Annotated in this window: 15 protein-coding genes; 1 reads left to right on the top strand and 14 read right to left on the bottom strand. The window is 43.6% G+C overall.

What is annotated here, in order from left to right:
- Positions 1 to 155: 155 nt before the first annotated feature.
- The 9 genes from LSG31_RS12150 to LSG31_RS12110 all read right to left on the bottom strand — a co-directional run bounded on the left by LSG31_RS12150 (position 156) and on the right by LSG31_RS12110 (position 8,745).
- Positions 156 to 335 (bottom strand): hypothetical protein, encoded by a 180-nt coding sequence (locus tag LSG31_RS12150; RefSeq protein ID WP_347435373.1) that lies wholly within the window; start codon positions 333 to 335, stop codon positions 156 to 158.
- A 22-nt stretch (positions 336 to 357) separates the two neighbouring features.
- On the bottom strand, positions 358 to 1,437 hold the full coding sequence (locus LSG31_RS12145; RefSeq protein WP_347435372.1) for a Gfo/Idh/MocA family protein: 1,080 nt from the start codon (positions 1,435 to 1,437) through the stop codon (positions 358 to 360).
- Positions 1,438 to 1,569: 132 nt separating this feature from the next.
- Positions 1,570 to 2,292, bottom strand: a complete 723-nt coding sequence (locus tag LSG31_RS12140; RefSeq protein ID WP_347435371.1) for a ThuA domain-containing protein — start codon at positions 2,290 to 2,292, stop codon at positions 1,570 to 1,572.
- A 246-nt stretch (positions 2,293 to 2,538) separates the two neighbouring features.
- Positions 2,539 to 3,375: a carbohydrate ABC transporter permease gene (locus tag LSG31_RS12135; protein WP_430734193.1), complete on the bottom strand. Its 837-nt coding sequence runs from the start codon at positions 3,373 to 3,375 to the stop codon at positions 2,539 to 2,541.
- Positions 3,376 to 3,381: 6 nt separating this feature from the next.
- Positions 3,382 to 4,359, bottom strand: coding sequence for a carbohydrate ABC transporter permease (locus LSG31_RS12130; RefSeq protein WP_347435370.1), 978 nt, complete (start codon positions 4,357 to 4,359; stop codon positions 3,382 to 3,384).
- A 125-nt stretch (positions 4,360 to 4,484) separates the two neighbouring features.
- The gene (locus LSG31_RS12125; protein WP_347435369.1) at positions 4,485 to 5,831 is read right to left on the bottom strand and encodes an ABC transporter substrate-binding protein; all 1,347 of its coding nucleotides are present in this window, start codon (positions 5,829 to 5,831) and stop codon (positions 4,485 to 4,487) included.
- Between the two features lie 93 nt (positions 5,832 to 5,924).
- Complete coding sequence (locus LSG31_RS12120; protein WP_347435368.1) at positions 5,925 to 6,974, bottom strand: LacI family DNA-binding transcriptional regulator; 1,050 nt, start codon at positions 6,972 to 6,974, stop codon at positions 5,925 to 5,927.
- A gap of 85 nt (positions 6,975 to 7,059) precedes the next feature.
- Complete coding sequence (locus LSG31_RS12115) at positions 7,060 to 7,296, bottom strand: hypothetical protein (RefSeq protein WP_347435367.1); 237 nt, start codon at positions 7,294 to 7,296, stop codon at positions 7,060 to 7,062.
- A 45-nt stretch (positions 7,297 to 7,341) separates the two neighbouring features.
- Positions 7,342 to 8,745: an MFS transporter gene (locus tag LSG31_RS12110; RefSeq protein ID WP_347435366.1), complete on the bottom strand. Its 1,404-nt coding sequence runs from the start codon at positions 8,743 to 8,745 to the stop codon at positions 7,342 to 7,344.
- Positions 8,746 to 8,980: 235 nt separating this feature from the next.
- On the opposite strand from LSG31_RS12110, the gene LSG31_RS12105 reads away from it, so the two are divergent.
- Positions 8,981 to 9,541 (top strand): sugar O-acetyltransferase, encoded by a 561-nt coding sequence (locus LSG31_RS12105; protein ID WP_347435365.1) that lies wholly within the window; start codon positions 8,981 to 8,983, stop codon positions 9,539 to 9,541.
- Positions 9,542 to 9,772: 231 nt separating this feature from the next.
- Here the strand turns inward: LSG31_RS12105 and LSG31_RS12100 are convergent, their stop codons facing one another.
- From LSG31_RS12100 to LSG31_RS12080, 5 genes are all read right to left on the bottom strand, one after another.
- A complete protein-coding gene (locus tag LSG31_RS12100; protein WP_347435364.1) occupies positions 9,773 to 9,964 on the bottom strand; it encodes a rhodanese-like domain-containing protein in 192 nt (63 codons plus the stop codon).
- 240 nt (positions 9,965 to 10,204) lie between these two features.
- Positions 10,205 to 12,394 (bottom strand): alpha-galactosidase, encoded by a 2,190-nt coding sequence (locus LSG31_RS12095; RefSeq protein ID WP_347435363.1) that lies wholly within the window; start codon positions 12,392 to 12,394, stop codon positions 10,205 to 10,207.
- Positions 12,395 to 12,413: 19 nt separating this feature from the next.
- A complete protein-coding gene (locus LSG31_RS12090; RefSeq protein WP_347435362.1) occupies positions 12,414 to 13,235 on the bottom strand; it encodes a carbohydrate ABC transporter permease in 822 nt (273 codons plus the stop codon).
- On the bottom strand, positions 13,235 to 14,101 hold the full coding sequence (locus tag LSG31_RS12085; protein WP_347435361.1) for a carbohydrate ABC transporter permease: 867 nt from the start codon (positions 14,099 to 14,101) through the stop codon (positions 13,235 to 13,237). The genes LSG31_RS12090 and LSG31_RS12085 overlap by 1 nt, the downstream gene beginning before the upstream one ends.
- A gap of 81 nt (positions 14,102 to 14,182) precedes the next feature.
- Positions 14,183 to 15,424, bottom strand: coding sequence for an ABC transporter substrate-binding protein (locus LSG31_RS12080; RefSeq protein WP_347435360.1), 1,242 nt, complete (start codon positions 15,422 to 15,424; stop codon positions 14,183 to 14,185).
- Positions 15,425 to 15,456 lie beyond the last annotated feature (32 nt).

Genomic DNA, 15,456 nt, shown 5'->3' with positions numbered 1-15,456 from the left:
ACAGAGAATACATTTCACTTGTCTAAAATTGCCCGAAAACGTTCCCATGTTTACAACCTTACTATATCGTTTTCCATTTGGAAAGGTCAAATGTAAGAAAAAAGGGCGGAGCCATGTCCGCCATCCAATAATAACCAATATTTTTTTGCGTGCCGCTATGCCCACCACATTTCAGCCGCCGGTTCGGCAAATACATATCGTTTCAGATTATTCACCGCTTTTGCAAAACCTTCATTTGTGGAGGCAAGGCAATCTTCATGCTCGATGCTCATGACATAATCATAGCCAACCGCTCGCAGCATACTGCTGATTTCCTGCCATTTCTGGTTGTTCATGCCATATGAACACGAACGTTGATCAAAAATACACGGGCGCACCCGTTTTCGCGGACTCGTAAATGGCTTCAAGAATTTGCGTGACAACAAGCGCTTCTTCCGGTTTTACCACCGGCTCTGTATCATGCAGAATACTATCGATCCAAAGGCGCGCTTCCAAATCTGCCGGCTTTTCCTTGGCGCCGTCATAAAAGTCAACACCACCGCCGTCCAGCTGGATTTTCTGCATGTACAGTCGGCCGAGATGCTCGCCGTTGATGCGCAAGCCGTCTTCCATATCCGCGCCGCCTTCCGTTCCCACAAGCAGCGTTTTTGCTTCTCCCACTTGCAGCGTGTTTAACGCCCAGCTGGATTCCAGAACGATTGTCGCGCCATTTTCCATCACGATAAAGCCAAATGCGGAATCTTCCACCTTGAATTTTTCCGGATCCCAAGGGCCCCACGCATTCGCCGCGTTTCTCCGGCTCCCCAGTTTATGATACGTTGTCCCGACCACATATTTGGGTTTGTAGTTATTCATCATCCATAACGTTAAATCCAGGGCGTGTGTGCCAATATCGATCAACGGCCCGCCGCCTTGCTTATCTTCGTCTAAAAATACGCCCCAAGTCGGCACTGCACGGCGGCGAATGGCTAGCGCTTTGGCGAAATAGATTTCCCCAAGCGCGCCTTGTTCACAAATCTTATGTAAATATTGACTATCGGGACGAAATCTGTTTTGATAGCCAATCGACAGTTTTTTGCCGGTTCGTTTCGCCGCTTCCATCATCTTGCGCGCTTCCTCGCTGGTTTTGGCCATCGGTTTTTCACACATGACGTGTTTTCCTGCTTCCAACGCCGCTATAGTAATTTCCGCATGGGAGTCATTCGGCGTACAAACATGTACTACATCAATCGCATCTTCCTGCAAAAGTTCTTTATAATCGCTATAAACTTTCGCGTCGACAGCTCCAAACTCCATTGCCGCCTTTTGCGCCTGCTCTGTAAAAACATCATAGAAAGCGACTATTTCCACTTCGGGGATTTTCGCCAGACTTGGCATATGCTTTCCATTCGCAATTCCACCACAACCAATGATACCGACGCGCAGTTTTTTCCCCATTTCAAATTCCTCCTCGCACGCAAGCAATCTGTCTATTTCGATTCCACCCAAGAAATTTTATGAATTTTCATCCAATTCCCTGTCGAATCTTGCCTGTTCCATCCATTCAATCAAAATTTCTTTAAGCTTCCCTTACTTTCCCTTAATGTCTTCCAACGGTTGTGAATTGCCGTATACAGGCTTCGCACCATGTCTTGGCGCCGCCCATTTCACCGCATTGGCAATCACCCGCAAAACATCTTTGTGATGGTACGTCGGGTATGTTTCATGACCCGGCCGGAAGTAAAAGATTTTTCCCTGCCCCCGGTAATAGGTACATCCGCTGCGAAACACTTCTCCTCCCGCAAACCAACTGATAAACACCAGCTCATCCGGCGCCGGGATATCAAAATGTTCGCCGTACATTTCCTCGTTTTCAATCTCGATATATTGCCCGACCCCTTCGGCAATCGGATGTGCCGGATTCACCGCCCAAATTCTTTCCTTCTCGCCTGCTTCTCTCCATTTCAAATCACAAGTGGTTCCCATCAGCTTTTTGAAAATTTTCGAGAAGTGCCCAGAGTGCAGAACGATTAGCCCCATCCCCTGCAAAACCCGGGAATACACCCGGTTGACAATTTCATCTGCCACCCTGTCGTGCGCTTTATGTCCCCACCAGATCAGAACATCTGTATGTTGCAACACATCTTCTGTCAGACCGTGTTCCGGTTGATCAAGCGTGGCTGTGCGAATTTCGAAGGAATCGCCGGCAATGCCCTCTTTTATGGCGACGTGAATGCCGTTGGGATATACTTCCGATACTTTTGGATTCGTTTTCTCGTGAATATTTTCATTCCACACTGTTACTCGAATCATACTGGTTCCTCCTCCTCATCTTTCCTACCGATTTCTACTAGTGAGTGTTCATAAAGTGGTCAAGTAAGACACAAGGAGTGCGAAGTCGAAGCACGAAAAGGCGACGGAGTGTACATGTTTGGTACATGAGTAAGCCTTTTGGGGATTCGACAAAGCAACCCGCCGTGGAGTTTTGACTACTTTTTGAACATCCTCTACTATTAAAATTTTTCATTTGGAGCTTATTTACATATACTAGTACTAGTTCTATCCCTTTACCGCACCGGCAGTCAAGCCGGAAATAATGCGTTTCTGGAAGATTAGCACAAGTATAATCAAAGGTACTGTCACTACGATGGACGCGGCGGAAATGTCTCCCCACGGCAAGGAATGCTCGCCTTGGAACATGGCAATCCCGACGGGTACCGTTCGCATGGCGTCATTCGTCATAAATGTAAATGCGAATAAAAATTCATTCCAGGCCGCAATGAAAACAAGAATGCCTGTTGTAAACAATCCCGGTCCGGATAAGGGAAGCATGATTCGCCAAAATGTCTGAAGTCTTGTACAACCGTCGACGATTGCCGCTTCGTCCAGTTCTTTTGGAATTTCCCGAAAAAAACTTGACAAGATCCAAATGGTCAAAGGCATTGTAAACGTCATATAAGGAAAAATCAGGCCTTGGTACGTACTCAACAAGTGCAGATTTTTTAATATCAGAAACAGTGGGCTTAAAACCGCGATTGGCGGAAACATCGAGACGCTTAAGACAAGGCCGAGCAAGAATTTTTTCCCTTTGAAACGCAATCTGGCAACCGCATATGCTGTAGTGGATCCGAATACCAAACAAAGAATTGTCGTAATCGATGATACGATAAAACTATTCAAAAGATAGAGGCCAAAAGGCGTCTTTGTGAATACATCTTTATAACTGCCAAAATAAAATGAGGATGGCCACCACGCCGGCGGCATTTGATAGATTTCCTGCGGCGATTTTAACGATGTGATCAATTGCCAATAAAAAGGAAATGCTACGATTACGACAAATAGAATGACTGCTGTATAAAACAGCGTTCCGCGAATGAGTCTTGATGTCATTTTCATGCCGTATCACTCCTTGTTTTCCTGGTCGACCGGGATTCCGATCAAGCGGATATAGAAGATGCTGATCAATAAAATAAACACAAACGTAACGACTGCCAATGCGGATCCATGTCCGAAGTCCATATAGCGCATCAAAACGGTTTGCGCATACATCGACAGGCTTTCCGTCGAATTGCCGGGACCTCCGCCTGTCAATATAAAGATGACGTCGAACACGCGGAATGCATCGAGGGTACGGAACAGCAACGCGATCAGCAAGGCCGGTTTCAACAACGGCAAAGTAATCTTAAAAAAGCGTTGCCAGGCATTTGCGCCATCTACTTTCGCCGACTCATACAATTCGGACGGTATGACTTGCAATCCAGCCAACAGCAGCAATGCCATAAACGGGGTCGTCTTCCATACATCCACAAAAATAATCGATCCCAATGCATAATTTGGATTTCCAAGCCACACGATGCTGTGATGAATGATTCCCAGTTTCATCAAAATCGGGTTGACGACTCCTAATTGATCATCAAACATGAATTTCCACATCATGGATGATATAGCTGTCGGTATAGCCCAAGGGATCAATACAACCGCCCGAATCAATCCACGCCCGAAAAACGGCCGGTTGATGAGCAAGGCAATCAGCAATCCGAAAACCAATTCGAATACAACCGAATATAACGTAAATTCAAATGTATGCCATACGGCTAACCAAAACCGCGCGGAATGGGAAATTTCCAGATAGTTTTTGATTCCTACGAACGGTTCTCCAAGTCCGGGCATCGTCAATTTTAAAGAATGAAAACTCAGATTGATCGTCTGTATAATAGGATATAAAGAGAAAATCACAATGACGAGAATTCCCGGAGAAGCCAGTGCGTATCCCAAAAGCGCTTCTTGTCGCCGTCTCTTTTTGCCATATTTCGTGGCATTGTCAATGTTCGTTTGGCTGGTTTTCAGGATGTTATCCATGGACAGGTTCGTATTTTTCACACTTGTGATCCTCCCTTTCAAACTTGGGTTCGGCAATGAAATTTTGCCGAACCCAAGCATGTTTGACTTTCAGGAACCCCTGTTGCTTCCCATGATTGCTTAAAAAACTTCCATACTCATCCCTGTTATTTTACAAGCTTGGAAATTTGATCCTGCATCGTCTTTAACGCTTGTTCCGGAGTCTCTTCTCCGAGCATTGCTTTATGAACGTTGATTTGGATCGAGTCAGAAATTTGCGGATATACCGGTGAAACCGGACGTGGTTTTGCATGAATAAATACCGGATACAATTGTGCAAATTGCGGATCCACTTTGAGCACATCAGCGTCTTTATACGTCTCTTTTAGGATCGGCAATCTGCTTCCTTTGATCGCACTTAATTTCTGTGCTTCCGGGCTTGTCATGAACTTCAAGAACTTAATGGCAGCAGCTACATGATCTTTTTTAATATTCGCATTTACGCCAAGATTCCAACCGCCGAGAGTAGCGGCAGGCTCAGTTCCATGCGGACCGACAGGCATCGGCGCCATGCCGACTTCCCCTTTGACTTTCGATTCGGGTCCTTGGGAAATGGACCAGGCATATGGCCAGTTGCGCATGAATACAGCCTTGCCTTCCGTAAACAGACGACGTGCATCTTCCTCCATAAACGTATCGATTCCCTTAGGAACAACATCCGATTTTACCAAATTCACGAAAAACTTCGTCGCTTCAAGATTATTAGGCGAGTCGATGACAACTTTTCCGTCCTTATTCAATACGTCACCGCCGTTGCCCCAGAGATACTCCAGGTAGTCGCAGACAAGGCCTTCGTATTGCTTCGCCTGAAAGACGAATCCATACTGTGTTCCGCCTTGCCCCTTTAATTTTTCCGCATCTTTCATCAACTCATCAAATGTTTTAGGCGGTTGGATCCCCGCTTTGTCAAGAATATCCTTGCGATAATAGAGAACGCCGGCATCTGTAAACCACGGGACAGCATATAAGGTGCCTTTGTACGTATCTCCTTGAACCGGCCCCGGCAACATGGCAGACAAATCCGCCTTTGAGAAGTATTGATTCAAAGGTAAATTCCATTTTGCAGCCCCGAACTCCGGCGGCCAGATGATATCCATCGCATATACATCGATGCTGTTGTCGCCTGCTGATAATTTTGTTACCAATTGGTTATGATACTCGTCCGAGCTTTGGGGTTCCTCGATGTAATTGACTTTAATATTTGGGTTTTCTTCTTCAAATTTTTTTATTTCAAGTTGTACGGTTCCTGTAGCATCTTTCCCCGATGCGAATGTGATCGTTACAGGCTTTGTCGAAGAGGTGCCAGAACTTCCGGCACCGGAACTTCCGGTTGCGTTTGTGGAAGTGCTTGAGCTTCCGCAACCTGCCAACAAGGCAGTCGACATCATAAAAACGGCTGCGGTTTGAATCCCCCTGTGTTTCCAAACTTTGCTTTGCGCGTTTAATCGAACCATAAACGTTCCTCCCTTTTTAAATATGCAGAAGATTTATAGAATCAGATCCCAAAAGTTCAGTTTTTCTATGTATCTGTAACTTCAAGGATCCAATTACCGCTCGTCAGCGGCTGCCACTTCTTCTATGGCTCTGCTGGCAACCGATTCTCTTTCAATAATTTGATGTGGAAGATAATGGTTAGAAGAATCCGATTCATGTATGTCGCCGGAAATCGCTCGAATTAACGTTCGTACTGCTTCAAAACCGATTTGCTCAAAGGGTTGGGAAACTGTTGTCAATTTCGGTGTTACCATATTGGCGATTGAAAGATTGTCAAAACCGATGATGGAGATATCTTGCGGCACAGAGAGTCCGTGATCAAACGCACATCTCATAGCTCCGATCGCCATCTCATCACTAGCGGCAAACAAAGCAGTAAATTGCGTATCATTCCGTTTTTCCAAAAGTTCTCTCATTGCACGGTGCCCATCTTCATATCGATATCCCCCAAAAGCCACACAGTCATCCAAAAATGGGAGATTATGTTGATTAAGCGCCATTCGATACCCTTCATAGCGAGTCTTCCCCGCAACAAAATTGTCAAGCGGACCGGAAATCATCGCGATTCTATGATGGCCGCGGGCAATCAAATAGGATACGGCATCGAACGCCGCCCGAACTTCGTCGACTTTAAAGGCGGTCAGTTTTCTGTTAAAGCTCTCCGTCAACGCCAGAATGACCGGTACACCAAGCCGGGATATAAACGTATACAATTCTTCAGTAATAAACTGACTGGCATAAATAATCCCTTCAACTTGACGCCTAACCAGAAATGTGAATCCATGCGTCGTTCGTTCCAGATTCGAGTCACAGTCGTACAACAAGATATTCATGCCAAACTCTTTCACAGCAACATCAATACCCCGGTATAATTCATTGAAAAAGAAACTTGTAACACGAGGAATGATTACGCCGATCGTTTGCGTTTTCTTGGAACTCAAACCACGCGCAAGCTCACTTGCCTGATAATTCAGTTCCTGTATTACCTGAAGGACGCGCTGCCGTTTTTCCGGACTCACCAGTTCGGGAGAATTAAGAACTCTGGAAACTGTAGAAATCGAAACATTTGCCTCTTGTGCTACTCTCTTTATATTTACCTTCATTCCCATATCTCTCTTTCTGATTCCTGTTTCAGAAAACGGTTTCATAAAGCGCTTACATATACAATAAAATGATTATTATGATTTGTCAATAAATATTTGAAAGCTTTAAATATCTTTTACATGGCGCGCACAATGACTCTTCAAAATACAAATAATGAAGGGATAAGACGACAAGTTGATGGCGCAGATTGTGAACTTGCCGTCTTGCGAACATGCCTCTCCGTCCAATTGCGGATAGTTGGCCGATTTTTTGAATCATCCCATCCTCGGTTACAATTTGCTGCCTCTTATTATGAATCGTACCTGAGACCACTGATTTCATCGAAAAACCACGCCTGCCTTTACGCAATAGCGACTGCAGCGAATGTTAGATCGGTTCATTGACCGGCTCCGGGGATTTTTTACCGAAAGATAAAAAATACAAGAGCCCGCTCGTTACGACAATCAAACTTAATAACAGAATGAGATTGCCGTACAAGTATGCATGCGAATTCGAAATGAAAGGGTGGAACGGGAAAGCGAACAGCTCTTTCTCCATCGCTTTGGCGACTAATGCGGTTACTACCGCCCCTGAAAGAATCGACGTCATATTGAAAAGACCCATGCCGACGCCGATTTGGTGAACAGGCAATATTTTCGTTACACTTTCCGTTAATGCCGTCTGCACGAAGGAAAATCCGATATACATCATAATCAGAGCAGCCCCAATGTACCACACCCAAAGCCCGACGGATGAAGATTGCATCAGCAGGCTAAGCGCGATTAAGGCCAACCCCAGATATACGACAAAATGGCTTCCCCGTTTGACTGTCATCTTGCCGGCAACTCTCCCGAATATGACTGCGCTGATCGCTCCCGGAAACATAATGAGCCCGATTTTCTCCGTATTAAGGCCGTACATTTTACTTAACATAAGCGGGATCACAAACATCACGGACATCACGGTGCCGAATATAAGAAAGCCGACGATGAGCCCGCTCCTGTAGAGCGGATTGGTGAAAAGGGCAGGATCGACAAACGGCTCCTTCGCCCGGCGGATTTGGACGATAAAAAGGATAAGAGCTATGAAAGCTACGAGCAAATAAAGCCAATGCGCTTTTGTCGTAAACAAAATCAGCATCGACACTACAATGCACAGCAGCACCGCTCCAATACTATCCAATTTGCCCGCTTTACGTTGTTCCACAGGCAAAAACTTTTGAAAAAAAGGAATAGCCGCAAGTACGGGGAGCGGAAGGAGAAACAAATATGCCCAGTGGAACGATCCCGCAATATAACCGCCGAGTACCGGACCGATGCCAACCGCAAAAGAAGCGATCGACGTTATGACGCCAAACATTTTCCCCCGTTCTTCCGCTGTAAAAAAGCGGGCTACCATGACAAAGACCAATGCCGGAATGGAGGATCCGCCGGCCCCTTGAATCGCCCTGGATAAAATGACGGCGGGGTACCAGGATTGTAAAACAAAGCCCAGAATAGACCCCAGGCTGTAAAGGGCGATTCCAATCGTAATCAGTTTTTTGACGCTATACATATCGGAAAGCTTTCCAAAAATGACAGTTCCCATACCGAAGACGATAAAAAAGATCGTAACCACCCAGCTAACGCCGGAAGCATCCAACTCGAACTGCTTGGCAATGCTTGGGGTGGATACGTTAAATACCGATTCATTCAGTACGGCGAAAAAGATGACGTAATAAATCCACAGCACACTTTTCTTTATGTCGGAAGTGTCCGTTACAGGTTTGGCATTCCTCTCCACATGTTTCATTTCTTTATGCTTCCTTCCTCTTTTTTATATGTAAGACTTTATGGAAAAAATGTATCCGATAGGGCTAACCGCACACTAAATACTTCCGCTTCTTTAAAGCGGAAGATACGTGCAGCCAAAGCTCCCGGATCAGCGAAACAGTTTTGTTGAAAAAAAAAGTTTGGATGTGGTATGATTTTAGAGAATTGAATGAAATCATTCACACAAAATTAACATTTTACAGGAGATTATAATCATGTTTTCAGAAAAAGAAAAGATGTTGAATGGCAAACTCTATAATGCGGCCGATGCAGAATTAGTAAAAGAACGGCAAAACGCAAGAAGACTCACTCGATTATACAATCAAACATTCGAAACGGAAGACGTCAAACGTACTGAAATTCTAAAGGAACTTTTCGGTTCAACCGGAGATCATGTATATATCGAACCGAATTTTCGATGTGATTATGGCTACAACATTCACGTTGGAGAAAACTTTTATGCGAATTTCGATTGTGTCATCTTAGATGTTTGTGAAGTACGTATCGGTGATAACTGCCTTCTTGCTCCAGGTGTACATATCTATACGGCTACGCATCCTTTGCATCCATACGAGCGGATTGCGGGAGCAGAATACGGAAAACGAGTCACGATCGGCAACAACGTATGGATTGGCGGGGGAGCCATTATAAATCCCGGCATTCATATAGGCAATAACGTAGTTGTAGCATCTGGTGCAGTGGTGACAAAAGATGTGCCTGATAACGTTGTTGTAGCCGGGAATCCTGCAAAAGTGATGAAACAAATTGAAATATGAAGTATTAGAAATGAAGTATAGGTATAATCCGATTCTACCAACGAGAATAACCATGCCGGTTGCTACGATAGCAATAGGCATGGTTGTATCATTCCATCATGACCCATTGGAAACCGGTTGTCCGACTATTTCGCCATCCCATTGTTTCATGCCGCTTTCCATGCTCTTGACATTTGGAAAACCTGATTTTGCAGCGATTTCACACGCACGCGTGCTTCTTGTTTTGCCGCCTCAAACAAATATGTATGCTTCGTCCTTGTCCAATTCCCCGATACGGCTCTCCAGTTCTGTCAGCGGGATGTTTTTGGCGCCAGGAATCATCCCTTTTTTTACTTCATCCGGATTTCTGACATCAATAATATTTACGCTTTCTCCACGTTCCAGGCGTTGCTTTACTTCCTGATTTGATACATAAATCGTCATTCTCTCACCTCTTTGTCTTTTATCACACCAATAAGCATATCACTTGCTACATTGCCCCATTCCTGCATTATAAGTCAAACACTCTTACAAATCCATTTCCTGTGACATGTGAATACTCATTCCATTTTGTTTTACATGACAGTCTTATCTGCTATCACAAATCGTATCGAGATAAAAAGAGGGTGTCCCATCATTTCGTTTGGGACATCCTCTTTTTTATTTGAACAAGATCCATCTTTGTCATCCGCGTGCTTGCAATCGGAATACAAAGCTTTGAAAGTCTCCATGCAATACGGGAACCGTTAAACCGACATACATCAACTCATCTCCGCCGTAAATTTCTCCGGTTTCAATGATTTCATATGCCGTTTGCGAATGTAATCCTTTTAGCCTCAGTGTTTTTACCGGGGCATTTGCTTCTGCCAACACTTGAAAATATGCCACAAACGCTTCTGATTGATCTTCGGAAACAAACATCCAGGCCGCTTCATTTCCCGCAAACGGGTTTAGCAAACGAAACATATCGCCGAATTGAATCAAATGGCGTAACTGTTTATACATTTCCACTTGATTTTTTGCAATTTCCTTTTCTTCTTCTGTAAATTTCGTTACATCCAGCTCGTATCCGAAATTTCCGGACATCGCTACATCTCCTCGCATTTTTAAAGATGTAATGCGATGCACTTGATGATTCGGAACTGCAGACACATGAGCACCCATGGAACTGGAAGGATAGACAATGCTCGTGCCGTATTGGATTTTTAAACGGGAGACCGCATCCGTGTTATCACTCGTCCACGTTTGCGGCATATAGTACAAAATGCCTGGGTCAAATCTTCCTCCTCCCCCTGAGCAGCTTTCGAATAAAACATGTGGAAAGCGGGAAGTAATTTCTTCCATAATGCGATATAACCCAAGCATATACCGGTGTGCCGTTTCCCTTTGTCTTTCTGGCGGCAACTTCGCTGAACCGATTTCCGTCATATGCCGGTTCATGTCCCATTTTACGTATGTAATGGGAGCACAAGACAAAATATCCGAGACCGCTTGCACGATATACTCACAGACGTCATCTCTTGAAAAATCCAATATCAGCTGATTTCTGCTTTCCGAGCGACGACGATTGGGAACGTGCAAACACCAATCCGGATGGTTTCGATACAATTCACTGTCGACAGATATCATTTCCGGTTCAAACCAAAGACCGAATTGCATTCCCAGGTTTCGAACCCGTCCTGCCAAGTCTTCCAAACCCTTGGGCAGTTTATTTCGATCCACAAACCAATCACCCAAGGAGCTTATATCGTCATCTCGTTTTCCGAACCATCCATCGTCTAAAACAAACAACTCAATTCCCAGTTCATTTCCCGCTTTTGCAATTTCTTCGATTTTCTCCGCATGAAACCGGAAATACGTTGCTTCCCAGTTGTTGATTAAAATCGGACGGACTGTATCCCTGAATGGTCCCCGGCACAAGCGAGTCCGGTACAATTTGTGATACGTTCTCGACATGTCGCCGAGCCCATTTGCAGAATATACGAGTACGACTTCAGGAGTTTGAAACGTTTCGCCGCCATTTAATATCCAGGTGAAATCAAATGGATGGATTCCCATAGAAACCCGGGTCGTTTGGAACTGGTCGACTTCCACATTTGCCAAAAAATTGCCGCTATAGACCAAGCTAAACCCATAAACCTCCCCATGGTCTTCGCTTGCATCTTTCCTTAGCAAAGCAAGGAATGGATTGTTCTGATGACTGCTTGCTCCGCGGCGACTCTCGATGGATTGGTTTCCAACAAATAAAGGACGCCGTATCATATGTCTTTCTCTCCCCCAAGCACCGGAGAGATGCAGCAAATCGTATTCGGAATCATGAAAATCGATGTTGGCACTTAACGCCCGCAATATTCTTAATTTTTGATTTCCCTCATTGATAAAACGTACATTTCTGGCAATAACATTATAATCCTCATAAACCGTATAGCTAAGAATCACTTTCAGTCCAAGCAAGGAATCAAGCAACTCAATTTCCAAAGTTTCCGCTTCATCTATATTTTCAATATAGGTAGCTGGCAACCCCTCCAATTTAGGTTTTCCTTTAAAAATTTTGTGTGTGCCATACCGCAAATCTGAGATTGTTGAACCGTTTTCCAATTGTATTTGATATGCAGGCGTACGAAAATCCGTATTTCCGTAAGCCGGATACTCCTGTGGGAGTGTATCCAATGAGAATGTCCGATCGTTCGATTCCGGATTTGGTGAAAATGCCCGATCCAAAAACGTTAGATTGTTCGAATTTTGATATTCATTGATTTTTCTTCCCCAATACTTGTGCGACAAGTATCCGTCTCGAATCAATTGTATGACATAACTTGTATCTTTCGCCTGTAAATGAAATGTTTGATTTGCAGCGTTAAATCGAATCCCCATTTTAGCACCTTCCCAAAGTTTATTTAATTGCTCCTTTTGTAACCCCATTGATGATCCATTTTTGTGCAAATATATACACGATGACCATGGGAGCCAACGCCAGTAAATAGGAAGCAAAAGCATAATTGTAATTGATGCTGAATTGTGACTGGAACACATATTGAACCAATGGCAGCGTTGCAGATTCCGGTTTGTCCAATACAATTAGCGGCAGCAGGAAGTCGTTCCATGCCCATAACGCCGTAAGAATGGCAACTGTAGCATTAATAGGAGCCAATAAAGGGAAGATAACTCTCCAAAACACCCCCCATGTACTGCAGCCGTCGACAATTGCCGCTTCTTCCAATTCCTTTGGAATCGAACGGATATATCCTACATACAAAAACACGTTAAACGATAAACCATAAACGATGTATAAGAAAATCAAGCCGTTTGGGTTGTCAAGCCCGAAAGCGGACGTTTCTTTCACAATTGGCAACATGATGATCGGAAACGGAACAAATAATGCACTCACGAAGTAATAATACAGGCCTTTAAAGAGTTTGCGATGCAAATTTCGGGCAACAGCATATCCAACCAATGAATTTGTCAGAATGGTAAAAATAACGGATAGCGCTGTTATATATAGACTATTTTGGGCCGCTTGAAAAAAATGAGTCATTTGTATGGCATGCGTAAAGTTGCTCCAATGGAAATGGGTCGGAAACGCAAGCACCGATTTCGCCATTTCCTGCGGATTTTTCATGGCAATTGCTATTGCAATATACAAAGGAAAGAAAATAAATAAGGAACCAAGTGCAATCAGTAGTGTGATACCCCAATTTATTTTTCGTGTTGTCATCACATATCAATCTCCCGTTTTTGTAAGAATTTAATCTGCGTGAATGAAATAATCATAATCACAATCAGATAAATGACTGCATTTGCTGATTGATATGCAAACTCATTTCCAGAGAAACCATTTTGATAAATCAACAAAGAAATGGAAGTTGTAGCTTTTCCCGGCCCCCCGTTTGTCATGGAGATTACTTGGTCGAATACCATCAGAAAGTTCTTCATAGCCAAAACCATGTTAATGGTGAAAAACGGAGCGATCATCGGAAATGTGATATACCAAAACTCTTTCCATTTTCCCGCCCCATCCAAGTTCGATGCTTCATATAAATCAGCAGGTATTGTTTGCAATCCGGACAAATACAAAATCGTATTTAATGCAACCGATTGCCAAACAGTCACAATTACGATTCCGATCCAGGCATAATGCTCATTTCCCAATATGTTGGTCGAAAGCGCCTGAATTCCCAATTTCCCAAACATTTGCGGAAGAATATTGGAAAAAATGTAGTTGAAAATATAGCCCACAATCAACGAACCCAATACATTGGGAAGAAAATAAACGCCTCGAAAGAAGTTTTTACATTTGATTTTTGCATTTAATCCCATGGCAATGAGCAAACTTAATGCATTGACAATTAGGGTAGTTACAATAGCAAATTTAAACGTAAACAGATAGGCGTTTAATACATCTTGGTCATGGAATAAATTGAAGTAGTTCTTGAATCCCACCAATTTAAACGAAGGCGCAATGCCATCCCAGTTTGTGAAACTATAAAAAATTCCTTCTAACGCCGGAAACGTATGAAACGTAAAAAATAGGGCAAATGCCGGAATTGTCATGATGTAAAAAGCGAGATTCTTCGATTTCATGCATGTATACACCTCTTGGAAGGTAATAGGAAACGGGAGAATGTCCCCCGTTTCAAATCTGTACAGCGTCAATACCTAGAATTAGTGACTTTGCGCTTTGTTCCACTCGGTATCCAATGACTTCAGGAATGCATTTACATCTTTCTTTTGTGCAAATTGCTGAACCAATTGATCCAAATGCATGGCAGACGGAATGTTATGGTCGGCAAAATCAACCACCATTCCTTTCGCAAACACAGGATTTAATTCTGCTACATCCGGATTGTCTTGATTGATTCCCTTTTCGATGGAAAACGCGTTTTGTTCCGCGATGTATGTTTTGACCGAATCTTGTTTCAACAAGAAATCGATGAATTTTTTCGCTTCTGCCGGATGTTTTTCATTCTTTGGCATCGTCAAGAGCAAGTCCACGCCGGAAACCAGGCGGTTTTTGGACGGATCATTGCTTGCCGGCAACGGGAATACGCCTAATTGAATATTGGGATTTGCTTTTTTGATTTCAGGAATCGCCCAAATCCCCTGTAAATACATGGCCGACTTCCCATTTGCAAACGCAACATTGCCATCGTTGTAGCCATGGCCAAATTCATCGGCTTGTCCATATTGCAGCAATTGCAAAAATTTATCTGCGGTATCTTTATAACTTTTTTGGAACGTTGTTTTTCCCGCTTTTAAATCAGTAAAGAAGGAATCTCCCGGAAGATTGGCAGCCAAACCATTGAATGCCGGCAGGGTTGTCCAGGAATCTTTGAATGTAAAATAGAATGGCGTTTTGCCCGCTGCTTTAATTTTTTGCGCATCTGCTATAAATTGATCCCAAGTCGTCGGAGGCGTGATGCCCAATTGTTTAAAAATTTGCTTGTTATAAATGACGCCGTCTGCGTTTGCTGCATACGGAATGGCATTGTCTGTTTGGGAACCGGTCACGTGGTGAAGTAGTTTCAAATATGCAGGTTCGATATTTTTCAATTCCGAACTTTTTGTAAAATCTGCTAAAAGTCCGTCTTTCGCCATTTCCGCATAAGTGCTGTCTCCCCCAATTCCGATCACATCCGGCAAATTATTCTTTGCGATGCGCGTTTTTATTACCGTTTCCGCATCAGGAGGATTTGTCTGAGTTACTTTGATATTGGGATTCTCTTGTTCGAATTTTTTGATAAGCTTGTTGAAAGTTCCACCGGCTTCGGGCTTGTATTGAAAAAATTCAAGTGTTACCTGTCCGTTCGAAGAACTGCTTGACGATCCACTAGTAGAGCCACACCCAGTGATGAGCAGAGATAATGCAAATGCACCTGACAAAGTGATTGTCATTTTTTTATTCATGTCGTTCCCCACCTTTTTAAAATTTCAATTTT

The sequence above is a fragment of the Fodinisporobacter ferrooxydans genome, assembly GCF_022818495.1.
GTDB lineage: Bacteria > Bacillota > Bacilli > Tumebacillales > MYW30-H2 > Fodinisporobacter > Fodinisporobacter ferrooxydans.
Note: the sequence above shows the minus strand (reverse complement) of the source record. Positions and strands in the feature narration are given on the sequence as shown.